The organism is Pseudomonas sp. NPDC077186 (assembly GCF_044543505.1).
In the GTDB taxonomy this organism is placed as follows: Bacteria; Pseudomonadota; Gammaproteobacteria; order Pseudomonadales; family Pseudomonadaceae; genus Aquipseudomonas.
Map to the genome: position 1 here is coordinate 638,390 of NZ_JBITWE010000002.1, position 21,790 is coordinate 660,179.

General features: G+C 68.2%; 18 protein-coding genes and 1 riboswitch. Of the genes, 11 read left to right on the forward strand and 7 right to left on the reverse strand.

Translation table 11 applies throughout. The features are described 5' to 3' along the window. Positions 1-20: 20 nt before the first annotated feature. A complete protein-coding gene (gene tkt / locus ACIGKL_RS11480) occupies positions 21-2,021 on the reverse strand; it encodes a transketolase (RefSeq protein WP_397486756.1) in 2,001 nt (666 codons plus the stop codon). Positions 2,022-2,132: 111 nt separating this feature from the next. Then, positions 2,133-3,287, reverse strand: a complete 1,155-nt coding sequence (locus tag ACIGKL_RS11485) for a TDT family transporter (RefSeq protein ID WP_397486757.1) — start codon at positions 3,285-3,287, stop codon at positions 2,133-2,135. Positions 3,288-3,402: 115 nt separating this feature from the next. Between ACIGKL_RS11485 and ACIGKL_RS11490 the strand changes: the two genes are divergently transcribed. From ACIGKL_RS11490 to ACIGKL_RS11510, 5 genes are all read left to right on the forward strand, one after another. After that, complete coding sequence (locus ACIGKL_RS11490) at positions 3,403-4,284, forward strand: LysR family transcriptional regulator (RefSeq protein ID WP_397486758.1); 882 nt, start codon at positions 3,403-3,405, stop codon at positions 4,282-4,284. Positions 4,285-4,357: 73 nt separating this feature from the next. Beyond that, complete coding sequence (locus tag ACIGKL_RS11495; RefSeq protein WP_397486759.1) at positions 4,358-5,359, forward strand: ArsR/SmtB family transcription factor; 1,002 nt, start codon at positions 4,358-4,360, stop codon at positions 5,357-5,359. Next, positions 5,360-6,550: a methionine adenosyltransferase gene (gene metK / locus ACIGKL_RS11500; protein WP_397486760.1), complete on the forward strand. Its 1,191-nt coding sequence runs from the start codon at positions 5,360-5,362 to the stop codon at positions 6,548-6,550. It begins immediately after the preceding gene. A 184-nt stretch (positions 6,551-6,734) separates the two neighbouring features. Continuing rightward, positions 6,735-8,426 (forward strand): NAD-dependent DNA ligase LigB, encoded by a 1,692-nt coding sequence (gene ligB / locus ACIGKL_RS11505; RefSeq protein ID WP_397486761.1) that lies wholly within the window; start codon positions 6,735-6,737, stop codon positions 8,424-8,426. 110 nt (positions 8,427-8,536) lie between these two features. Continuing rightward, positions 8,537-8,917: a DUF1090 domain-containing protein gene (locus ACIGKL_RS11510; RefSeq protein WP_397486762.1), complete on the forward strand. Its 381-nt coding sequence runs from the start codon at positions 8,537-8,539 to the stop codon at positions 8,915-8,917. Position 8,918: 1 nt separating this feature from the next. Here the strand turns inward: ACIGKL_RS11510 and ACIGKL_RS11515 are convergent, their stop codons facing one another. From ACIGKL_RS11515 to ACIGKL_RS11525, 3 genes are all read right to left on the reverse strand, one after another. Continuing rightward, entirely contained in the window at positions 8,919-9,365 is a 447-nt protein-coding gene (locus tag ACIGKL_RS11515) for a c-type cytochrome (RefSeq protein WP_397486763.1), read from the reverse strand. Between the two features lie 133 nt (positions 9,366-9,498). After that, positions 9,499-11,088 carry a methyl-accepting chemotaxis protein gene (locus ACIGKL_RS11520; protein ID WP_397486764.1) on the reverse strand — a complete coding sequence of 530 codons (1,590 nt, stop codon included), beginning with the start codon at positions 11,086-11,088 and terminating at the stop codon, positions 9,499-9,501. 150 nt (positions 11,089-11,238) lie between these two features. Further along, positions 11,239-11,625: an MAPEG family protein gene (locus tag ACIGKL_RS11525; protein ID WP_397486765.1), complete on the reverse strand. Its 387-nt coding sequence runs from the start codon at positions 11,623-11,625 to the stop codon at positions 11,239-11,241. A gap of 222 nt (positions 11,626-11,847) precedes the next feature. Further along, positions 11,848-11,941, forward strand: a riboswitch (S-adenosyl-L-homocysteine riboswitch). Between the two features lie 163 nt (positions 11,942-12,104). Here ACIGKL_RS11525 and ahcY point away from each other — a divergent pair. The 5 genes from ahcY to ACIGKL_RS11550 all read left to right on the forward strand — a co-directional run bounded on the left by ahcY (position 12,105) and on the right by ACIGKL_RS11550 (position 18,818). Continuing rightward, positions 12,105-13,514, forward strand: a complete 1,410-nt coding sequence (gene ahcY, locus ACIGKL_RS11530; RefSeq protein ID WP_397486766.1) for an adenosylhomocysteinase — start codon at positions 12,105-12,107, stop codon at positions 13,512-13,514. A gap of 99 nt (positions 13,515-13,613) precedes the next feature. Continuing rightward, positions 13,614-14,459 carry a methylenetetrahydrofolate reductase [NAD(P)H] gene (metF, locus tag ACIGKL_RS11535; RefSeq protein WP_397486767.1) on the forward strand — a complete coding sequence of 282 codons (846 nt, stop codon included), beginning with the start codon at positions 13,614-13,616 and terminating at the stop codon, positions 14,457-14,459. A 102-nt stretch (positions 14,460-14,561) separates the two neighbouring features. Next, a complete protein-coding gene (gene ppnN / locus ACIGKL_RS11540; protein WP_397486768.1) occupies positions 14,562-15,935 on the forward strand; it encodes a nucleotide 5'-monophosphate nucleosidase PpnN in 1,374 nt (457 codons plus the stop codon). 51 nt (positions 15,936-15,986) lie between these two features. Then, positions 15,987-16,745, forward strand: coding sequence for a substrate-binding periplasmic protein (locus ACIGKL_RS11545; RefSeq protein ID WP_397486769.1), 759 nt, complete (start codon positions 15,987-15,989; stop codon positions 16,743-16,745). A 189-nt stretch (positions 16,746-16,934) separates the two neighbouring features. Further along, the gene (locus ACIGKL_RS11550; protein WP_397486770.1) at positions 16,935-18,818 is read left to right on the forward strand and encodes a DEAD/DEAH box helicase; all 1,884 of its coding nucleotides are present in this window, start codon (positions 16,935-16,937) and stop codon (positions 18,816-18,818) included. A gap of 110 nt (positions 18,819-18,928) precedes the next feature. On the opposite strand, the gene ACIGKL_RS11555 is transcribed toward ACIGKL_RS11550, so the two are convergent. Together ACIGKL_RS11555 and ACIGKL_RS11560 are read right to left on the reverse strand one after the other, a co-directional pair. After that, positions 18,929-19,504, reverse strand: coding sequence for a YceI family protein (locus tag ACIGKL_RS11555; RefSeq protein ID WP_397486771.1), 576 nt, complete (start codon positions 19,502-19,504; stop codon positions 18,929-18,931). Positions 19,505-19,571: 67 nt separating this feature from the next. Beyond that, positions 19,572-20,117 carry a cytochrome b gene (locus ACIGKL_RS11560; protein WP_397486772.1) on the reverse strand — a complete coding sequence of 182 codons (546 nt, stop codon included), beginning with the start codon at positions 20,115-20,117 and terminating at the stop codon, positions 19,572-19,574. Positions 20,118-20,357: 240 nt separating this feature from the next. On the opposite strand from ACIGKL_RS11560, the gene ACIGKL_RS11565 reads away from it, so the two are divergent. Continuing rightward, a complete protein-coding gene (locus ACIGKL_RS11565; protein ID WP_397486773.1) occupies positions 20,358-21,761 on the forward strand; it encodes an adenosylmethionine--8-amino-7-oxononanoate transaminase in 1,404 nt (467 codons plus the stop codon). Positions 21,762-21,790: the final 29 nt, after the last annotated feature.

Sequence of the window (21,790 nt, forward strand, 5' to 3'; positions counted from 1 at the left end):
GGCATGTCCACCCTACGGTTTTAGGCGTCGAGCAGCTCGTCGGCGGTGGCGACGATATTCTCGACGGTGAAGCCGAAATGCTCGAACAGCGCCGGCGCCGGCGCCGACTCGCCGAAGCTGGTCATGCCGATGATGCGACCTTCCAGGCCGACGTACTTGTACCAGTAGTCGGCGTGCGAGGCCTCGATGGCGATGCGCGCGCCGACCTGCAGCGGCAGCACGGCCTGCTTGTAGGCGGCGTCCTGCTGGTCGAACACGCTGGTCGACGGCATCGACACCACGCGCACCTGGCGGCCCTGCTCCTGCAGCTTGGCCGCGGCCTGCATGGCCAGGCCAACCTCGGAGCCAGTGGCGATCAGGATCAGTTCCGGCTCGCCGCTGCAGTCTTTCAGCACGTAACCGCCACGGGCGATATCGCCCAGCTGCTGGGCGTCGCGCGCCTGGTGCGGGAGGTTCTGGCGGCTGAAGATCAGCGCGGACGGGCCGTCATTACGCTCGATGGCGTGCTTCCAGGCCACGGCGGACTCCACGGCATCGGCCGGGCGCCAGGTGTCGAGGTTGGGCGTGCCGCGCAGGCTGGCCAGCTGCTCGATCGGCTGGTGGGTCGGGCCGTCCTCGCCGAGGCCGATGGAGTCGTGGGTGAACACGTAGAGCACGCGCTGCTTCATCAGCGCCGACATGCGCACGGCGTTGCGCGCGTATTCCATGAAGATCAGGAAGGTCGCGCCGTACGGCACGAAGCCGCCGTGCAGGGCGATACCGTTCATGATCGCGCTCATGCCGAATTCGCGCACGCCGTAGAACAGGTAGTTGCCGGCAGCGTCCTCTTCGGTCACGCCCTTGCAGCCCTTCCACAGGGTCAGGTTGGAACCGGCCAGGTCGGCCGAGCCGCCGAGGAATTCCGGCAGCAGCGGGCCGAAGGCGTTCAGCGCGTTCTGGCTGGCCTTGCGGCTGGCGATGGTCTCGCCCTTCTCGGCCACATCCTTGATATAGGCGGCGGCTTTGGCGGCGAAATCGGCCGGCAGCTCGCCGCTGATGCGGCGCTTGAACTCGGCAGCCAGCTCAGGATGGGCGGCGGCGTAGGCTTTGAGCTTCTCGTTCCAGGCGGCCTCGGCGGCGGCGCCGGCTTCCTTGGCGTCCCACTCGGCATAGATCTCGGCCGGGATTTCGAAGGGGCCATGGTTCCAGCCCAGGGCGGCGCGGGTCAGGGCGATCTCGTCATTGCCCAGCGGCGCGCCGTGGCACTCCTCCTTGCCCTGCTTGTTCGGCGAGCCGAAGCCGATGGTGGTCTTGCAGCAGATCAGGGTCGGCTGGTCCGCGCTCTTGCGCGCGGTGTCGATGGCCATCTTGATCTCTTCGGCGTCGTGGCCGTCGACGTTGCGGATCACCTGCCAGCCGTAGGCCTCGAAGCGCTTGGGCGTGTCGTCGGTGAACCAGCCCTCGACCTCGCCGTCGATGGAGATGCCGTTGTCGTCGTAGAAGGCGATCAGCTTGCCCAGGCCGAGGGTGCCGGCCAGCGAGCAGACTTCATGGCTGATGCCTTCCATCATGCAGCCGTCGCCGAGGAAGGCGTAGGTGAAGTGGTCGACGATCTGGTGGCCGTCGCGGTTGAACTGCGCGCCCAGCACCTTCTCGGCGATGGCGAAGCCGACGGCGTTGGCGATGCCCTGGCCGAGCGGGCCGGTGGTGGTTTCCACGCCCGGGGTGTAGCCGTATTCCGGGTGGCCCGGGGTGCGGCTGTGCAGCTGGCGGAACTGCTTGAGGTCGTCGATGCCGAGGTCGTAGCCGGTCAGGTGCAGCAGCGAGTAGATCAGCATCGAACCATGGCCGTTGGACAGCACGAAGCGGTCGCGGTCGGCGAAATTCGGGTTGCTCGGGTTGTGCTTGAGGTAGTCGCGCCACAGCACTTCGGCGATGTCCGCCATGCCCATGGGGGCACCGGGGTGGCCGCTGTTGGCTTTCTGCACGGCATCCATGCTCAGGGCACGGATGGCATTGGCTCGCTCACGACGGCTGGGCATCGCTGAAATCTCCTACGGGGGCTGCTTCTTGATGAAGGGGCGAAAAAGGCGGCCATTTTCGCCCAGCCGGCCCCCGCGGGGCAATGACAGATGGTCGCAGATCGCGCCGAATCAGCCCGCCTGCTCGCTCAATACGCTCACCGCCGGGCTGCCCGGACCACTCAGACAGGGCGCCTGGAACAGTTCGCCGTGCCAGACACCGGCCAGGGTGCGGCTCAACACCAGCGACCAGACCGCGCTCAGTTGCACCGTCAGCACCAGGCCGATCAGGGCGAAAAAGGCCAGGCCGGTCAGCGCCTGCAGCTCGAAGGTGGCCAGGGTGAACACCCCCAGCGGGAAGGTGAAACCCCACCAGCCGAGGTTGAACGGCATGTTGTCGCGGATGTAGTGACGGGTGAACAGGCTGGCGATCACCAGCCACCAGAGCCCGGCGCCCCACAGCGCCAGGCCGCCGAGCAGGCCGAGGTCGCGCGCCAGTTCGGCGGCGCCGGCCAGCGGCGTGCCGGCGAAGGCCATGGGCGCTGCCTGGCCCATGCTCAGCAGGCCGAGGCAGCCGGTGGCCAGCGGCCCCAGCGGCAGCCAGCTGGTGGCGGCGAAGTCGGTGTCCGGCAGCTTGTGCAGGGCCAGGCGCAGCAGCACCAGGGTGATCAGCGAGAAGGCCAGCGACAGCGACACCCCCCAGAGCACGAAGCCGACCACCAGCAGTTGCTGCGCCTGCTCCGCCGCCAGGTGCGGCGCTAGCGAGCCGGCGGTGCTGGCCGCCACCTCCGGGGCGATGATCGGCAGCAGCCAGACGGCGGTGAGCTTCTCCAGCGCATGGTTCTGCCGGGTGAACATCAGGTAGGGCACCAGCAGCGCGCCGAGCAGCGCCAACGCGGCGTCCAGCCACCACAGGGCATGCGCCAGCGCATAGACGGCCTCGCCCCAGCGCGGCACGCCGAACAGCAGCAGGCCTTTGAGCAATACGGCCAGGCCCATGGGAATGGCGCCGAGAAACATCGACTGCACCGGGTGCAGCAGCATCGGCCATAGGGTGTCGCGAAACAGCGCCAGGCGCAGCACGAACAGCAGGCTGAACAGCGCGAACAGCGCCACGCCGAACAGCCACAAGCCTTCGCCCAGCGCATACAGGCCCGACAGCTGCCACGGCAGATGGACCAGCACCAGCGCCAGCACGCCGGTGCCCATGGTCATGGCGAACCAGTTGGGGGTGAAGTGACGGATAAAGGCGAGCGGTTCGGGCAGACGAGCGAAGGGGCGCGGCATGAATCGGGTGATCCCGTGGCATGGCTGAAGGGGTGGTCAGCCTAGGGCCGCAGCTGCCATATTAAAAATACATATTCAGCATCTTTTGCATGCCTTCCATTTATAGGTAGCCAGCGTGAACCTGCATCACCTCAAGGTCTTTCTCGCCGTGGCCGAGGCCGGCAGCATCAGCGCCGGCGCCGCGCGCCTGCATATCAGCCAGCCGGCGGTGACCCGCGAGATCCGCGACCTGGAGGCCAGCCTGGCGCTGCGCCTGTTCGACCGCCAGGCCCGCGGCGTGCACCTGACCGAAGGCGGCCGGCGCCTGCATGACTATGCCCAGCGCATCTTCGCCCTGGAGCAGGCGGCCGAGCGCGACCTGCGCGACTTCGCCCAGTTGGAACAGGGCGAGCTGCAGCTGGGCGCCAGCGCCACCCTCGGCGCCTACCTGCTGCCCGCCCTGATCAACCGCTTCCGCGCCCTGCATCCGCAGATCTTCGTCGGCCTGGAGGTGAGCAACACCGAGGCGGTGACCCGCCAGCTCGACGACGGCCGGATCAGCCTGGGCTTCGTCGAAGGCCCATTCGCCCGGGCCGATTACGCTCACCGCCTGCTGGCGCGCGACGCGCTGCTGCCGGTGGTGGCGCCGCAGCATCCGCTGGCCGGGGTCGAGCGGCTGCAGGCGGCGGACCTGCAGGCCTACCCGCTGTATATGCGCGAACCCGGCTCGGGCGCGCGCGCCAGCGTCGAGCAGGCCTACCGGGCCCACGGCCTGGAGCCATGCGCCGGCATGGCCATCGGCAGCACCGAGGCGCTCAAGCGCCTGCTCGCCGACGGCCAGGGCATCGCCTGGTTGTCGCAGCGGGTGGTCGAGCGCGAACTGGCCAGCGGCGAGCTGCGCCGCCTGGCGGTAGCCGACCTGCAGATCGAGCGCGAGCTGCATGTGCTGTGGCGCCTCGGCGCCAGCCTGAGCCCGGCGCCGGCGGCCTTCCTGGCGCTAAGCGAAGCGCCGGAATGAGCCGCACAGCAATATCAAAACTTTTTGATATTGCTGTTGCTGGATGAAAAATGACCGACTAGACTGCGCCACCATGACCCTGCGCGCCCCCCAGCTGGACTTCGACCCCCGCGACGAGCTCGCCGCCCTGTGCAAGGCCGGCGGCGATGCGCTGCGCCTGAACGTGCTGCGCGCGCTGAGCAACGACTCGTTCGGCGTGCTGGAGCTGGCGCAGATCTTCGCCATCGGCCAATCGGGCATGAGCCATCACCTCAAGGTGCTGGCCCAGGCCGGCCTGGTGGCCACCCGCCGCGAAGGCAACGCGATCTTCTACCGCCGCGCCCTGCCCGGCGGCCGCCTGCATGCGGCGCTGCTGGAAGATATCGACGAGCTGCCGCTGCCAGGCGAAGTGCAGGCACGCATCGCCACCGTGCACCAGCAGCGCGCCACCGTCAGCCGCGACTTCTTCGCCCGCATGGCGGCGAGCTTCCAGGCCCAGCAGGATCTGATCGCGAGCCTTGCGCAGTACCGCGACAGCCTGCTGGCGCTGCTCGATACGCTGCACTTCGCACCGACCGCCAGCGCACTGGAGATCGGCCCCGGCGACGGCGCCTTCCTGCCCGAGCTGGCGCGCCGCTTCGCCCGCGTCACCGCGCTGGACAACAGCCCGGCGATGCTCGAACTGGCGCGCCAGCGTTGCGCCGGCGAAGGCCTGGGGAACGTCGAGCTGAAGCTGGCCGATGCCCTGACCGGCGAACAGCCGGCCGCCGACTGCGTGGTGCTGAACATGGTGCTGCACCACTTCGCCACCCCGGCCGAGGCGTTTCGCCAGTTGGCCCGATTGGTCGCTCCTGGCGGCAGTCTGCTGCTCAGCGAGCTGTGCAGCCATGACCAGAGCTGGGCCAGGGAGGCCTGCGGCGACCTCTGGCTCGGCTTCGAACAGGACGACCTGGCCCGCTGGGCCACGGCCGCCGGCCTCGCCCCCGGCGAGAGCCTCTACATTGGCCTGAAGAACGGCTTTCAAATTCAGTTACGGCACTTCGCCAAACCCGATGCGCGCAGCGCCCTCAGCCTCCGGCAAGAAAGGAACCGATAGATGAGCGAATATTCCCTGTTTACCTCCGAGTCCGTGTCCGAGGGGCATCCGGACAAGATCGCCGACCAGATTTCCGATGCCGTGCTCGACGCCATCATCGTCCAGGACAAGCACGCCCGCGTGGCCGTGGAAACCCTGGTCAAGACCGGCGTGGCCATAGTCGCCGGCGAAGTCACCACCAGCGCCTGGGTCGACCTGGAGCAGATCGTCCGCGACGTGATCTGCGATATCGGCTACACCAGCAGCGACGTCGGCTTCGACGGCGCCACCTGCGGCGTGCTCAACATCATCGGCAAGCAGTCCCCGGACATCAACCAGGGCGTCGACCGCGCCAAGCCGGAAGACCAGGGCGCCGGCGACCAAGGCCTGATGTTCGGCTACGCCAGCAACGAGACCGACGTGCTGATGCCGGCGCCGATCCGCCTGTCCCATGCCCTGGTCGAGCGCCAGGCTGAAGCGCGCAAGTCCGGCCTGCTGCCCTGGCTGCGCCCGGATGCCAAGAGCCAGGTCACCTGCCGCTACGAGAACGGCAAGGTGGTCGGCATCGACGCCGTGGTGCTGTCCACCCAGCACAACCCGGAAATCAGCCAGAGCGACCTGCAGGAAGCGGTGATGGAGCTGATCGTCAAGCACAGCCTGCCAGCCGAGCTGCTGCACAAGGACACCCAGTACCACATCAACCCCACCGGCAAGTTCGTCATCGGCGGCCCGGTGGGCGACTGCGGCCTGACCGGGCGCAAGATCATCGTCGACAGCTACGGCGGCATGGCCCGTCACGGCGGCGGCGCCTTCTCCGGCAAGGACCCGTCCAAGGTCGACCGCAGCGCCGCCTACGCCGGCCGCTACGTGGCCAAGAACATAGTCGCCGCCGGCCTGGCCGAGCGCTGCGAGATCCAGGTGTCCTACGCCATCGGCGTGGCCCAGCCGACCTCCATCTCGGTCAACACCTTCGGCACCCACAAGATCGCCGAAGACAAGATCATCCAGCTGGTGCGCGAAGTGTTCGACCTGCGCCCCTACGCCATCACCCGCATGCTCGACCTGCTGCATCCGATGTACCAGGAGACCGCCGCCTACGGCCACTTCGGCCGCACCCCGCAGCAGAAGACGGTGGGCGACGACAGCTTCACCACCTTCACCTGGGAACGCACCGACAAGGCCGCCGACCTGCGCGCCGCCGCCGGCCTGTAAGCCCCCGGCACAACAACGAAGCCCCGCCACCGTGCGGGGCTTTTTGTTGGCCGCTCGTAACCCGGGTGCAACCCGGGAAGACGCTGGCTGCACCCGGGCTACGCGCCGCAGCAGCGGCGTCATTCGCGCACCGGCATACCCTCGACTAGGCTCAAGCCTTCCCCCACAAGCACGGACGCTTGCCATGAAGGCCTGGATCGCCCTGCTCCTTTTGCCCCTGGCCGCCCAAGCCGAACCCTGCCCCGACTGGTCCGCCGGTCGCGCCAGCGCCGAACTCGGCGCCCTCGCCGAGCAGATCGCCCACTGGGACGACGCCTACCACAATCAGAACCGCTCGCTGGTCGCCGACGAGCTCTACGACCAGGCGCGCGAGCGTCTGCAGCACTGGCGCGCCTGCTTCCCCGACGCCACCCCGGCACTGGCCGAGCCGCTGGCCGGCGCCGCCGCCCAGCTCGACCATCCGATCCCGCAGACCGGTCTGCGCAAGCTCGGCGATGCGGCTGTGGCCGAGTGGATCGCCAGCCGCGAGGAGCTGTGGATTCAACCCAAGGTCGACGGCGTGGCGGTCACCCTGGTCTACCGCGGCGGCACGCTGCAGCAGGCCATCAGCCGCGGCGACGGCCGCCAGGGCCAGGACTGGACGGCGCGGGCGCGGCAGTTGCCGGCCATTCCCGCACGCCTGCCCGAGCCGCTCGATGCGGTGCTGCAGGGCGAGCTGTACTGGCGCCTGGACGGCCATGTACAGGCGCTCGCCGGCGGCGCCGGGGCGCGCGGCAAGGTGGCCGGGCTGATGGCGCGGCAGACCCTGGACGCGCACGAGGCGGCCGCTGTCGGCCTGTTCGTCTGGGACTGGCCGGATGGCCCCGCGGACATGCGCGCACGCCTGCACGGCCTGCAGGCGCTGGGTTTCGTCGACAGCGCGCACTATACCCAGCCGCTGCACAGGCCGGAGCAAGCCCGCCATTGGCGCCAGCGCTGGTATCGCCAGGCCCTACCCTTCGCCAGCGACGGCGTGGTGCTGCGCCAGGGCGCGCGGCCGCCCGGCCAGCGCTGGCAGGCCGAGGCGCCGCACTGGGCGGTGGCCTGGAAATACCCGCCGAGCCAGGCGCTGGCGGTGGTGCAGGCGGTGGACTTCAGCATCGGCCGCAGCGGGCGCATCACCCCGATCCTGCGCCTGCAGCCGGTCGACCTCGACGCGCGGCGCATCAGCCGCGTCGCCCTGGGTTCGCTGCAGGGCTGGCGCAGGCTGGACGTGCGGCCCGGCGACCAGGTGGCCATCCGCCTGGCCGGGCTGACCATCCCGCGCCTGGACGGGGTGATCTGGCGCAGCCCGCAGCGCGCCCCGGTGCAGGCGCCCAATCCGGCCGACTACCACGCGCTGAGCTGCTGGCGCCTCAGCCCTGCTTGCCGCCAGCAGTTCCAGGCGCGCCTGGGCTGGCTCGGCGGCAAAGGGGGCCTGGCCCTGCCCGGCGTCGGCCCGGGCACCTGGCACAGCCTGGTGGCGAACGCTCAGCTGGAGGGCCTGCTCGACTGGCTGGAACTGGACGCCGCCCAGTTGCAGGCCCTGCCCGGCATCGGTGCGCGCCGCGCGGCGCAGTTGCAGCAGGCCTTCGCCCTGGCCCGCCAGCGCCCGCTCGAGCAATGGCTGCGCGCCCTCGGCGCCCCAGCCGGGTTCGCCGTGGAGCCAGCGGCCGACTGGCCGAGCCTGCTCGCCCGCGGCCGCGCCGACTGGCAACGCCAGCCCGGTATCGGCGACAAGGGCGCCGAGCGGCTGCTGGCGTTCTTCCAGCACCCGGAGGTGCGGCGCCTCGGCGCGCAATTGCAGCAGGCCGGCATTGCCGCCTTTCAACCGCGGCTGCAGGCCGCCGCGCAGTAGCGCGCGCAACCTTGATCCAGGTCATGGTCAGCGCCTTCCTGGCTCGGCCGCGGCGAACCCCGGCGCCGCGACGCGGTCTTCCCCCAAACCCCTGCCATAAGGACAAGCCCATGATTCGTCAGCTCAGCCTGCTCGCCCTACTGGTCGCCAGCACCGCCTTCAGCTTCGCCGACAGCGGCGTCGGCGGCTGCGCGGCCAAGCGCCAAGCCCTGCAGGAGAAGATCGAGATCGCCCGTCAGCACGACAACCGCAGCCAACTGGCCGGCCTGCAACAGGCCCTGGCGCAAGTCGAGGCGCATTGCCGCGACGGCGCCCTGCAGGCCAAGCGCCTGGACGAGGTCAACGCGGCGCGGCAGGAGATCGAACAGCGCGAGATGGACCTGCGCGACGCGCTGAGCAAGGGCGATCCGGACAAGATCGCCAAGCGCCAGGCCAAGCTGGCCGAGGCGCGCGCCGAACTGGAGCAGGCCGAGGCCGAACTCGCGCGCTGATTCAGTAGGCGCGAAACGCCTGGTGACAGGCCTCGCAACTGTCCTCGACCTGTTGCACCGCCGGCTCCAATGCGGCGCGGCGCAGCGGCGGCGCCGCGGTGGCCTGCACCAGGGCGGCGGTGGCCTGCTCCAGTTCGCGCGCCAGTTGCTGGAACTGCGCCTGGCGCTGCCAGACCTCATCGGTGGCCTTGCTGCGCTCGTCGTCGCGGACCTGCGGAAAGTGCTGCCAGGGCTGGCGCGACAGGCGCTCCAGCTCGGCGGCGCCGGCGATAAAGCCGGCCTCGTCGTAGGCAATGCGCCCGCGCAGCATGCCGCCGAGGTCCTCGCTGACCTTGAGCATCTGCTTGAACAGCGCCTGGCGCTGGCCCAGCGGCGAATCGGGGTCGACGCCGCCGCAGGCGACCAGGGTCAGGCAGGCGCAGGCCAGCAGCAGGGCTTTGAACTTCATCGCGACGCCTTCCGGAAAAAACGGGCGGCCAGTATCGCCACTCGGCCCGATCAGGCCAAGCGCGGTGTTTTACCGCAGTTGTCGCGCCGCCCGCCGCCCGACGTCGCTAGGCTGCGCGGTGCGCACCCGCTATTCAGGTACGGAAACGATCCAGCTGCTGGTTGAGCTGGCGCACCTCGCCGTGGATCTGCGCGCTGACCTGCACCACGCTGGCGGCCTCGCCCTGGCTGCGCTCGGCCAGGCTGGAGATATGGGTCACGCGCTGGTCGATCTCCTGCGCCACCTGGCTCTGCTGTTCGGCGGCGGTGGCGATCTGCGCGTTCAGCGCGTTGATGCCGTCCACCGCGCCGACTATGGCGTCGAGCACCTCGCTGGCCTGGCGGATATGACTGAGGTTGTCCTCGGCCAGCTGCGCGCTCTGCTGCATCGCCGTCACCGCATCGCGGGCGCCGCTCTGCAGGCGCTGGATCATCGCCTGGATCTCGCCGGTGGACTGCTGGGTGCGACTGGCCAGGGTGCGCACCTCGTCGGCGACCACGGCGAAGCCGCGCCCGGCCTCGCCGGCGCGCGCCGCCTCGATGGCGGCGTTGAGCGCCAGCAGGTTGGTCTGTTCGGCGATCGACCTGATCACCTCGAGCACCTTGCCCACCCCGCTGGTTTCCGCCTCCAGGCGCTGCACCTGGGCACCGCTGCGTTGCAGCTGGGCGGTCAGCTCGGCGATCTGCGCGGCGCTGCGCTGCACCACCTGCTGGCCGCTCTGCGCGCAGTCGTCGGCGCTGCGCGCCGATTCGGCGGCGTGCGCGGCATGCCGGGCCACCTCGGCCACGGTGGCGCTCATCTCGTTCATCGCCGTGGCCACCTGGTCGAGGTCCTCGTACTGGCGGCGCACGCCGTCGCCGGCCGCCTGCGCCGCGCCGACCACGCTGCCGACGTGTTCGCCGGTGCGCTCGCCGCTGCGCTTGACCTCCGCCAGCAGGCCGCGCACCTGCTCCTGCATGCGGTTGTAGCCGGCGAAGATACGGCCGATCTCGTTGTCGCCCTGACGCCCGTCCAGGCCGCGGGTGAAGTCGCCGGAGCCGACCCGGGTCAGCGCGCCCTCCACCACATTGAGGTTGTGCATCAGCGGGCGCAGGCCGAACTGGCGGCCGAGCACCACCAGGGCGAGGATGCCCAGCACGCAGCCGAAGGCCAGCCACATCTGCCGCCGCTGGCTACCCTCGGCGTGCGCCGCCATCAGCCCGACGGCCTGGTTCATCTCGCGCAGCAGCTGCACCGACTGCTGTTCCAGGGCCGCGAGGTCGACCGCCGCGTCGCCGCCGACCAGGCGCTGCAGCTGGCCACGAAAATCCTGCCAGAGCCCGCCGACCTTGTTCATCTGCGCCTGCACGTTGGGCTCGGCGATGGCGCTGATATTGCGCGCCGGGTTGCCGCCCAGCAGGTCGCGATGGGCGCCGTCGAACTGCGCCATGGTCGCCTCCAGGGTGGCCGCCGGCAGTACGCCTTCGCGCAGCAGCAGCGCCTCCTTGGTCATCTTCTGGCTGAGCATGCGCTGCGCGCCGGCGACGTCGATGGTCTGCGGCGACACCGACATGCTCAGGTACAACGCCACCGAGGCGATCACCGCCAGGAGGAACATCAGCGCGTAGGAAAACAGGAACTGCTGATTCAGCGTGCGCAGGCCGATGGCGCAGAGCAGACGGTCGAACAAGGCGGTGGCGGACATGAGAGGCTCCCTGGCAGACGGCGGGAACCCCCGCCCAATAACCGGGAGCAAGCAAGAAAGTGGCCAGCCGCCAGCAGCCTGGCGCCCTGTTTATCGCGGCGAAATGCACCAGAACGGCGCAGTGACCGAGCGGTCACGCGCCGTTTCGGCTCAGGCCGAGACCACGAACAGAGCGACGATCAGGCCCATACCGGCGAACCACAGCAGCGAACGGATCGGCCCCCAGTCGGCCAGGTAGCAGAGCAAATACAGCACCCGGCTGACCACGAAGGCGATCGCCAGCTGGTCCAGCAGGCCCTGCGCGGCGGCGCCGGCCTGGTGGGCGATGATCACCGCCGCGGCGAACGCCGGGGTCACCTCGAAGCCGTTGAGCTGGGCGTTGTTGGCGCGCTTGCGCCAGCCCTCGAGGCCGGCGAGGAAGGCGCGCGGGTCGCTGTTGGCGCGCGGCCCGTAGCCGGCGCCGAGGAACTTGGCGCTGGCGGTGGCCAGGTAGGGCAGGACGATGGCGATCAGGACGCACCAGTAGGCGAGGGTCATGGAGGCTCCGCAGTTCGCTAAGGGAGTGCGCAGCTTGGGCCGCCCGCGGGTCGGGCGTCCATGACCCGGCCGGGACAAGTCGACGGCGATCCGGCCAATGCGCCGGCGACAACGGCCGGCGGCGCCGCGCAAAGACCGACGGAAAGCCTTGGGCTGCACGCCGCACGCGGCTATAATCCGCCAGCTTCACGCAGCCGGCACCGCTCCGGCCGCTCCCGCCACCCGTCCGAGGGGCGCTGCAGCAAATCCGCCAGATGCGGACTTTGTCAGGCTCGGATGGGGCGTTAACCATACGCATCAACGGCGCTCAATCAGACTGCGTGAAAACGTAGCGAGCGAAGGTCAGGCAAGGCGGAAACAGGCGAGCAAGCGCAGTGTACTTTTGTACATGAGCATTCCGAGCCGGTTTCTAACGCAGCATGGCCGAGCGCAGTAGTTTTCACAGGGTCTGATCGCAGACAACGAATGGAGAACTCAATATGAGCGCTGTACTGACGCCTGCCGGTTTTACCGACTACAAGGTCGCCGACATTTCCCTGGCCGACTGGGGCCGCAAGGAACTGATCATCGCCGAATCCGAGATGCCGGCGCTGATGGGCCTGCGCCGCAAGTACGCCGCCAGCCAGCCGCTCAAGGGCGCGAAGATCATCGGCTGCATCCACATGACCATCCAGACCGGCGTGCTGATCGAGACCCTGATCGCCCTGGGTGCCGAAGTGCGCTGGTCGAGCTGCAACATCTTCTCCACCCAGGATCAGGCCGCCGCCGCCATCGCCGCCGCCGGCATCCCGGTGTTCGCCTGGAAGGGCGAGACCGAGCAGGAGTACGAGTGGTGCATCGAGCAGACCATCCTCAAGGACGGCCAGCCGTGGGACGCCAACATGGTGCTGGACGACGGCGGCGACCTGACCGAGATCCTGCACAAGAAATACCCGCAGATGCTCGAGCGCATCCATGGCGTCACCGAGGAAACCACCACCGGCGTGCACCGCCTGCTCGACATGCTCAAGGCCGGCACCCTGAAAGTCCCGGCGATCAACGTCAACGACGCGGTGACCAAGAGCAAGAACGACAACAAGTACGGCTGCCGCCACAGCCTCAACGACGCCATCAAGCGCGGCACCGACCACCTGCTTTCGGGCAAGCAGGCGCTGGTGATCGGCTACGGCGACGTGGGCAAGGGCTCGGCGCAGTCGCTGCGTCAGGAAGGCATGATCGTCAAGGTTTCCGAGATCGACCCGATCTGCGCCATGCAGGCCTGCATGGACGGCTTCGAGCTGGTCTCGCCGTACATCGACGGCCTCAACGACGGCAGCGAGGCCAGCGTCGACGCCGCGCTGCTGGGCAAGATCGACCTGATCGTCACCACCACCGGCAACGTCAACGTGTGCGACGCGGGCATGCTCAAGGCGCTGAAGAAGCGCGCCGTGGTGTGCAATATCGGCCACTTCGACAATGAAATTGATACGGCCTTTATGCGCAAGCACTGGGCCTGGGAAGAGGTCAAACCGCAGGTGCACAAGATCCACCGCACCGGCGCCGGTCAGTTCGACCCGGCCAACGACGACTACCTGATCCTGCTGGCCGAAGGCCGCCTGGTCAACCTGGGCAACGCCACCGGCCACCCGAGCCGGATCATGGACGGCTCCTTCGCCAACCAGGTGCTGGCGCAGATCTTCCTGTTCGAGCAGAAGTTCGCCGACCTTTCCGCCGAGAAGAAGGCCGAGCGCCTGACCGTGGAAGTGCTGCCGAAGAAGCTCGACGAGGAAGTGGCGCTGGAAATGGTCAAGGGCTTCGGTGGCGTGGTCACCCAGCTGACCAAGCAGCAGGCCGAGTACATCGGCGTCAGCGTGGAAGGCCCGTTCAAGCCGGACGCTTACCGCTACTAATGCGTAGGGTGGATAAGCCCATGGCTTATCCACCACCGACTTCCCGCGAGGTGGATGGAAAAACGCCATCCACCCTACGTCTCCAAGGCTAGAAACCCTATGAGCCAAGAACGCCGCTACAGCTTCGAATTCTTCCCCGCCAAGACCGAAGCCGGACATGAAAAACTGATGGACGTGGCGCGCCAGCTGGCCGCCTACAACCCGGACTTCTTCTCCTGCACCTATGGCGCCGGCGGCTCGACCCGCGACCGCACCCTGAGCACCGTGCTGCAACTGGACGGCGAGGTGAAGGTGCCCACCGCGCCACACCTGTCCTGCGTCGGCGACAGCAAGGCCGAGCTGCGCGAGCTGCTGAACCAGTACCGGAACGCCGGGATCAAGCGCATCGTCGCCCTGCGCGGCGACCTGCCGTCCGGCATGGGCCTGGCCAGCGGCGAGCTGCGCTACGCCAACGAGCTGGTCGCCTTCATCCGCGAGGAAACCGGCGAGCATTTCCATATCGAGATCGCCGCCTACCCGGAGATGCATCCGCAGGCGCGCAATTTCGAGGACGACATCGCCAATTTCGTGCGCAAGGCCAAGGCCGGCGCCGACAGCGCCATCACCCAGTACTTCTTCAACGCCGACAGCTATTTCTACTTCGTCGAACGCGTGCAGAAACTGGGCGTGGACATCCCAGTGGTGCCGGGCATCATGCCGATCACCAACTACAGCAAGCTGGCGCGCTTCTCCGACGCCTGCGGCGCAGAGATTCCGCGCTGGGTGCGCAAGCAGCTGGAGGCCTACGGCGACGACGCCGACAGCATCCGCGCCTTCGGCGAGCAGGTGATCAGCGAGATGTGCGAACGCCTGCTGGCCGGCGGCGCGCCCGGCCTGCACTTCTACAGCATGAACCTGGCCGGCCCCAGCCTGGCGATCTGGAACAACCTCAAGCTGCCGCGCTGAGACCCGCCGCCCGAGTCGGCGCCGTTGCCGGGCGCCGACTCGCCGACGCTTCCACGACGCTCTTTGTGCGCCACACCCCGCTTTCCGAAGGACCGCCCCGCCATGCAGAAACGCCCGAGAATCAACGCCTCCGTCAGCCCCAAGGGCAGCCTGGAAACCCTGTCGCAGCGCGAAGTGCAACAGCTGCGCGAGACCGGCTCCGGCAGCGTCTACCGCCTGTTCCGCCAGTGCGCGCTGGCGATCCTCAACACCGGCTCGCACAGCGACAACGCCAAGACCATCCTCGAGGCCTACCCGGACTTCGAGGTGCATATCCACCAGCAGGACCGCGGCATCCGCCTGGAGCTGGTCAACGCCCCGGCGGACGCCTTCGTCGACGGCGAGATGATCGCCAGCACCCGCGAAATGCTGTTCAGCGCCCTGCGCGACATCGTCTACACGCAGAGCGAGCTGGAAAACAAGCGCATCGACCTGGACAGCTCCGAAGGCATCAGCGACTACGTCTTCCACCTGCTGCGCAACGCGCGCACCCTGCGCAGCGGCGTCGAGCCGAAGATGGTGGTGTGCTGGGGCGGCCACTCGATCAGCAGCGACGAGTACAAGTACACCAAGAAGGTCGGCCACGAGCTGGGCCTGCGCGGCCTGGACATCTGCACCGGCTGCGGCCCGGGGGTGATGAAGGGGCCGATGAAGGGCGCCACCATCAGCCACGCCAAGCAGCGCAACCTGGGCGGCCGCTACCTGGGCCTGACCGAGCCGGGGATCATCGCCGCCGAGGCGCCCAACCCCATCGTCAACGAACTGGTGATCCTGCCGGACATCGAGAAGCGCCTGGAGGCCTTCGTCCGTGTCGGCCACGGCATCATCATCTTCCCCGGCGGCGCCGGCACCGCCGAAGAGCTGCTCTACCTGCTGGGCATCCTCACCCACCCGGACAACCGCGAGCTGCCCTTCCCGGTGATCATCACCGGGCCGAAGACCGCCGCCACCTACCTGCAGCAGCTGCACGAGTTCATCGGCGAGACCCTCGGCGAAGCCGCGCAGCAGCGCTACCGGATGATCTTCAACGACCCCGCCGAGGTGGCCCGCGAGATGGCCGCAGGGATCAAGGCGGTGCGCCAGTTCCGCCGCGAACGCAACGACGCCTTCCACTTCAACTGGCTGCTGAAGATCGACGAGAGCTTCCAGCGCCCGTTCGAGCCGACCCACGCCAACATGGCCGCGCTCAAGCTGACCCGCCAGCAGCCGCTGCACGAGCTGGCGGCCAACCTGCGCCGCGCCTTCTCCGGCATAGTCGCCGGCAACGTCAAGGAGAACGGCATCCGCCTGATCGAGCAGCACGGCCCTTACGAAATCCGTGGCGAGACGAGCATCATGCGCCCGCTGGATCGCCTGCTGCAGGCCTTCGTCGAGCAACACCGGATGAAGCTGCCCGGCGGCAGCGCCTATGAGCCCTGCTACCGGGTGGTCGACTAAACCGCGCCGCCGGCGCTTTCGCGGCACCGGCAAAATCGTTAACCTGGCGCAATGCCATTATTCCAGCGCCAGATTCTCGCCATCCTCCTGCTGTGCGGCCTCGCCTTCGAGGCTCGCGGCGAGCCGCTGCGCCTGGTCACCGAGGCCTGGGCGCCCTACGTCTACCAGGACGACGGCCAGCCCGCCGGCCTCGACTACGAGATCAGCCGCGAGGTGCTGCGCCGCCTGGGCGTCGAGCTGGAGCTGCAGTTCATGCCCTGGAAGCGCTGCCTGCTGGCGCTGGAGCAGGGCCAGGCCGACGGCATCCTCGACATCTTCCGCCTGCCCGAGCGCGAGGCGCACATGCTGTTCGTCGACGAGCCGCTGGCCGAGATCGAACTGGTGCTGTTCCATGCCCGGCAGCGCCCCTACCCCTTCCGCCGCCTGGAAGACCTGCAGGACCTGCTGATCGGCGTCTCCCCCGGCTACTGGTACAACGACGAGGCCTTCCGTACTTCGACCCTGTTCAGCCGCGAGGAAGCGCCCAGCCACGAGGCCAACCTCGGCAAGCTGGTGCGCCAGCGCGTCGATTTGGTGGTCAACGACCGCCGCGCCGGCCTCTACCTCGCCGCCCAACTGGGCTTGCAGGCGCAAGTCGACTACAACCGCAAGCCCATCGGCCACGACCGCCTGTACCTGGCCCTGCGCCGCGACCCGGCGCTGCAGCGCCTGGCCGCCGATTTCGCCCTTGAGCTGCGCCGCTTCAAGCGCGAGCCCGCCTACGCCCGGCTGCAGGCACACCACGCCGCCCCCGCACCGTCCAGGCCGTGAACCAACCGACAGGCTGGTGGCTACGCAAGCCGCTCGCTCTGTTATACTCGGGCCTTCCCGCCAGGCTTGCGCCCGGATGCTAGCCCCCTAGAGGCCAGCAGTACCGGACGGGATCACGCTTCCTACGCGTGATTCAAGCCAGGCAATACACCCCATAGGGCCACGCCCTCACTACGTACAGGATTGCCCATGTCCTTTGCCTCCCTCGGTCTCTCCGAGGCTCTAGTCCGTGCGATCGAATCCGCCGGCTACACCCAACCCACGCCGGTGCAACAGCGGGCCATTCCCGCCGTGTTGCAAGGTCGCGACCTGATGGTGGCGGCCCAGACGGGTACGGGTAAGACCGCAGGCTTCGCCCTGCCGATTCTCGAGCGCCTGTTCCCGGCCGGCCACCCCGACCGCGAACAGCGTCATGGCCCGAAACAGCCGCGCGTGCTGGTGCTGACGCCCACCCGCGAGCTGGCCGCGCAGGTGCATGACAGCTTCAAGGTTTATGCCCGCGACCTGAAATTCGTCAGCGCCTGCATCTTCGGCGGCGTCGGCATGAACCCGCAGATCCAGGCCCTGGCCAAGGGCGTCGACGTGCTGGTGGCCTGCCCCGGGCGCCTGCTCGACCTGACCAACCAGAAGGCCATCGACCTGTCGCACGTGGAAATCCTCGTCCTCGACGAAGCCGACCGCATGCTCGACATGGGCTTTATCCACGACGTCAAGAAGGTACTGGCCAAGCTGCCGGCGCAGCGGCAGAACCTGCTGTTCTCGGCGACCTTCTCCAAGGACATCACCGACCTGGCCGGCAAGCTGCTGCACAACCCCGAGCGCATCGAGGTGACGCCGCCGAACACCACGGTCGAGCGCATCGAACAGCGCGTGTTCCGCCTGCCCGCCAGCCACAAGCGCGCGCTGCTCGCCCACCTGATCACCCAGGGCGCCTGGGAGCAGGTGCTGGTGTTCACCCGCACCAAACACGGCGCCAACCGCCTCGCCGAATACCTCGACAAGCACGGCCTGCCGGCCGCCGCGATCCACGGCAACAAGAGCCAGAACGCGCGCACCAAGGCCCTGGCCGACTTCAAGGCGAACCAGGTGCGCATCCTGGTGGCCACCGATATCGCCGCCCGCGGCCTGGATATCGACCAACTGCCGCACGTGGTCAACTTCGAGCTGCCCAACGTCGAGGAAGACTACGTGCACCGCATCGGCCGCACCGGCCGCGCCGGACGTAGCGGCGAGGCGATCTCGCTGGTGGCGCCGGACGAGGAGAAGCTGCTCAAGAGCATCGAGCGGATGACCAAGCAGAGGATCCCCGACGGCGACCCGATGGGTTTCGATGCCAGCACCGTCGAGGCCGAGCGCCCCGAAGTGCGCGAACCGCGCCAGCCGCGCGGGCAGAAGCAGCCCAAGGCGCAGAACGCCCAGGGCGGCGACAAGCCCAAGGGCGAACGCCATGGCGGCGGCCGCAAGGACAAGGGCAAGGACAGCGGCAAGGAGCACAAGAGCAAGCCGCAGCAGCAGGGCCAGAACCGTCGCGGCCAGGCGCCGCGCGGCAGCAGCCAGGCGGCGGCCGCCCCGGCCATTCCGCCGTTGCCTCCGGATCGCGATCCGGAAGAGTTCCGCGACGACGAGATCGACAACTTCGGCAACCGCGTCGACTACGTCAGCCCGATCCAGAACAAACCCCAGGGCCGCGGCCGTCGCTCCGGCGGCGGTGCGCCCGGCAACGGCGCGCCCCAGGGCCAGCGTCCGGCCAACAAGGGCCCGCGCAGCAACGCCAATGGCGCCGGTGGCGCCGGCAAGGGTCGTCGTCAGGGCGGCGGTCAGGCGGCGCAGGGGCGTAATGGCGGGGGCCGCGGGCGTCCGGCGCACGACGGCCGCATCACCTCGCTCGACCGCGACGAGCTGCCGCGTTCGGAAGCCGCGGTGCGCAACCCGCGCGAGAAGCAGCCGGTGATCGTGCACAAGGGCTCGCGCCTGGATCGTTTCCCGACCCCGGAGCAACTCGACGAGCTGGCCAACAGCAGCCGCCCGCGCGGCGAGAAGCCGGCCCTGCTGACGCGCAACCGCGAAGAGTAGGCCAAGGCCGCCAACGAAAACGCCGCCCGATGGGGCGGCGTTTTTTTGGGTGCAGCAAAGAGCGTAGCGACGAAACCCGATGCGTTGGGCTTCGCTACGCTCAGCCCAACCTACTGGCGGACACCTTCGATGGAGAGTATCAGCTCGACGGTCTCGGACGCCGGGCCGAGGTCCATGGCGATATCGAAGTCCTTCAGCTTCAGCGTGGTGCTGCCCTCGAAACCGGCGCGGTAGCCGCCCCAGGGATCGGAGCCTTCGCCGATGAACTTGGCGGCGATCACCACCGGCTTGGTCACGCCGTTGAGGGTCAGGTTGCCGCTGATGTCGGCGCTGCCTTCGCCGGTGGACTTCACCGAGGTGGACTCGAAGGTCGCGGTCGGGTGCTTGCCGACGCTGAGGAAGTCGTCGCTGCGGATATGCTTGTCGCGCTCGGCATGGTTGGTGTCGACGCTGGCGGTGTTGAGGGTGACGCTGACGGTGCTCGCCTCGGGATTGGCGGCGTCGAAGCTGAACTTGCCGTCGAAGTCCTTGAAGGTGCCGTAGAGCCAGCTGTAGCCCAGGTGGCTGATCTTGAAGTTGACGAAGGCGTGCTGGCCTTTCTTGTCGATGGCGTAGTCGGCGGCCAGGGCCTGGCCTCCGATCAGGGCGCTGCCCAGGGCCAGGGCGACGAGGGTTTTCTTCAACATGGGTGAATCTCCTGCTGAGGTTGAGCGAAGGGCGCGGCTCGAGGCCCGCGCCGGAAGGAACGACGAATCAACGGCCGAACATGCGCAGCAAGGTGCTGTCGCGGTCGATGAAATGGTGTTTCAGCGCGGCCAGGGCATGCACTCCGGCGAACAGCACCAGACCCCAGGCCAGGTACTCGTGCACCAGGCCGGCGACGTCCTCCTGCTGCGGCAGGCCGGTAACAGTAGCCGGCACCGCGAACAGGCCGAACACCTCGATGGCGCGGCCGTCGGCGGTGGAAATCAGGTAACCGGAAAGCATCAGCACGAACAGGCCGAGGTAGAGCAGGCGGTGACCCAGCTTGGAGGCCAGGCGGGTGGCCCGGTCGTGGCTGGCCAGGGCCGCCGGCGGCGGGCTCAGCCAGCGCCACAGCATGCGCAGCAGCATCAGCGCGAACAGCGCGATGCCGATGCTCTTGTGCAGGTCGGGGGCGCGCTGGCGCCAGGGATCGTAGTAACCCAGCTCCATCATCCACAGGCCCAGGCCGAACAGGCCGAAGACGGCCAGGGCCACCAGCCAGTGCAGCAGCACGCTGACCAGGCCGTAACGGGAGGAAGTGTTGCGCCACTGCATGGGAAGGCTTCCGGAGACGAGAGGTTGAGCAAGACTAGCGACAAATCTATCGATTTAAAGCGGAAAATTTCGCTATGAAATATCGAGAAATACGATATTTGCACGATGGATTTCCGACCAGCCAGCTTAGTCCGACACCGCCACCGCGAAGTTCGTCGGCGGGCGCCAGACGGCAGCTGGGGGCGGATCGACGGCAGCGCCTTCTGGTAGGCTGTGCCGCTGACGATTGGGAGATGCAGCATGAGCTTGAACGACCAGTGGATGCAGCGCGACCTTAATGTGCTGTGGCACCCCTGTACCCAGATGAAGGACCACGAGCGCCTGCCGCTGATTCCGATCCGCTCTGGCTCCGGCGTCTGGCTGGAGGACTTCGACGGCAAACGCTACCTGGACGCGGTCAGCTCCTGGTGGGTCAACGTGTTCGGCCACGGCAACCCGCGGATCAACGCGCGCATCCGCGAGCAGCTGGACAGCCTGGAGCATGTGATGCTGGCCGGTTTCACCCACGCACCGGTGGTCGAGCTGTCCGAGCGCCTGGTGCAGATCACCCCGCAAGGGCTCTCCAAGGTGTTCTACGCCGACAATGGCTCCTCCGGTATCGAGGTGGCGCTGAAGATGAGCCACCACTACTGGATCAACAGCGGCAAGCCTGAGAAGAAGCGCTTCGTCACCCTGACCAACAGCTACCATGGCGAGACGGTGGCGGCGATGTCGGTGGGCGACGTGGCGCTGTTCACCGACACCTACAAGGCGCTGCTGCTCGACACCCTCAAGGTGCCCAGCCCGGACTGCTACCTGCGCCCCGAGGGCATGGGCTGGGAAGCGCATTCGCGGACTATGTTCGCGGCCATGGAGCAGACCCTGGAGCAGCACGCCCACGAGGTCGCCGCGGTGATAGTCGAGCCGCTGATCCAGGGCGCCGGCGGCATGCGCATGTACCACCCGGTGTACCTCAAGCTGCTGCGCGAAGCCTGCGACCGTTACGGCGTGCACCTGATCCACGACGAGATCGCCGTCGGCTTCGGCCGCACCGGGACCCTGTTCGCCTGCGAGCAGGCCGGCATCACCCCGGACTTCCTGGTGCTGTCCAAGGCGCTGACCGGCGGCTACCTGCCGATGGCCGCGGTACTCACCACCGACCAGGTCTACGGCGCCTTCTACGATGACTACGCCACCCTGCGCGCCTTCCTCCACTCGCACACCTACACCGGCAACCCGCTGGCCTGTGCCGCGGCCCTGGCGACCCTGGATATCTTCCGCGATGACGATGTCATCGCGAAGAACAAGGCCCTGGCCGCGCGGATGGCCAGCGCCACCGAACACCTGAAGGATCATCCGCATGTGGCCGAGGTGCGCCAGACCGGCATGGCCCTGGCCATCGAGATGGTCGCCGACAAGGCGAGCAAGACCGCCTACCCCTGGCAGCAGCGCCGCGGCCTGGCGGTGTACCAGCACGCCCTGAGTCGCGGCGCCCTGCTGCGCCCGCTGGGCAGCGTGGTGTACTTCCTGCCGCCCTACGTGATCAGCCCGGAGCAGATCGACTTTCTCGCCGAGGTGGCCAGCGAGGGCATCGATATCGCCACCCGCGAAACCGTCAGCGTGGCGGTGGACAACCGCTATCCCGGGCATCGCGATCCAGGCTGAGGCGGTAGCGCTGACAGCTCCGTCCGTAG

Excerpts from the sequence above, each read along its gene's own strand:
- tkt (WP_397486756.1), bottom strand. The coding sequence starts at position 2,021 with ATGCCCAGCCGTCGTGAGCGAGCCAATGCCATCCGTGCCCTGAGCATG.
- ACIGKL_RS11485 (WP_397486757.1), bottom strand. The coding sequence starts at position 3,287 with ATGCCGCGCCCCTTCGCTCGTCTGCCCGAACCGCTCGCCTTTATCCGT.
- ACIGKL_RS11495 (WP_397486759.1), top strand. The coding sequence starts at position 4,358 with ATGACCCTGCGCGCCCCCCAGCTGGACTTCGACCCCCGCGACGAGCTC.
- metK (WP_397486760.1), top strand. The coding sequence starts at position 5,360 with ATGAGCGAATATTCCCTGTTTACCTCCGAGTCCGTGTCCGAGGGGCAT.
- ligB (WP_397486761.1), top strand. The coding sequence starts at position 6,735 with ATGAAGGCCTGGATCGCCCTGCTCCTTTTGCCCCTGGCCGCCCAAGCC.
- ACIGKL_RS11510 (WP_397486762.1), top strand. The coding sequence starts at position 8,537 with ATGATTCGTCAGCTCAGCCTGCTCGCCCTACTGGTCGCCAGCACCGCC.
- ACIGKL_RS11515 (WP_397486763.1), bottom strand. The coding sequence starts at position 9,365 with ATGAAGTTCAAAGCCCTGCTGCTGGCCTGCGCCTGCCTGACCCTGGTC.
- ACIGKL_RS11520 (WP_397486764.1), bottom strand. The coding sequence starts at position 11,088 with ATGTCCGCCACCGCCTTGTTCGACCGTCTGCTCTGCGCCATCGGCCTG.
- ACIGKL_RS11525 (WP_397486765.1), bottom strand. The coding sequence starts at position 11,625 with ATGACCCTCGCCTACTGGTGCGTCCTGATCGCCATCGTCCTGCCCTAC.
- ahcY (WP_397486766.1), top strand. The coding sequence starts at position 12,105 with ATGAGCGCTGTACTGACGCCTGCCGGTTTTACCGACTACAAGGTCGCC.
- metF (WP_397486767.1), top strand. The coding sequence starts at position 13,614 with ATGAGCCAAGAACGCCGCTACAGCTTCGAATTCTTCCCCGCCAAGACC.
- ppnN (WP_397486768.1), top strand. The coding sequence starts at position 14,562 with ATGCAGAAACGCCCGAGAATCAACGCCTCCGTCAGCCCCAAGGGCAGC.
- ACIGKL_RS11545 (WP_397486769.1), top strand. The coding sequence starts at position 15,987 with ATGCCATTATTCCAGCGCCAGATTCTCGCCATCCTCCTGCTGTGCGGC.
- ACIGKL_RS11550 (WP_397486770.1), top strand. The coding sequence starts at position 16,935 with ATGTCCTTTGCCTCCCTCGGTCTCTCCGAGGCTCTAGTCCGTGCGATC.
- ACIGKL_RS11555 (WP_397486771.1), bottom strand. The coding sequence starts at position 19,504 with ATGTTGAAGAAAACCCTCGTCGCCCTGGCCCTGGGCAGCGCCCTGATC.
- ACIGKL_RS11560 (WP_397486772.1), bottom strand. The coding sequence starts at position 20,117 with ATGCAGTGGCGCAACACTTCCTCCCGTTACGGCCTGGTCAGCGTGCTG.
- ACIGKL_RS11565 (WP_397486773.1), top strand. The coding sequence starts at position 20,358 with ATGAGCTTGAACGACCAGTGGATGCAGCGCGACCTTAATGTGCTGTGG.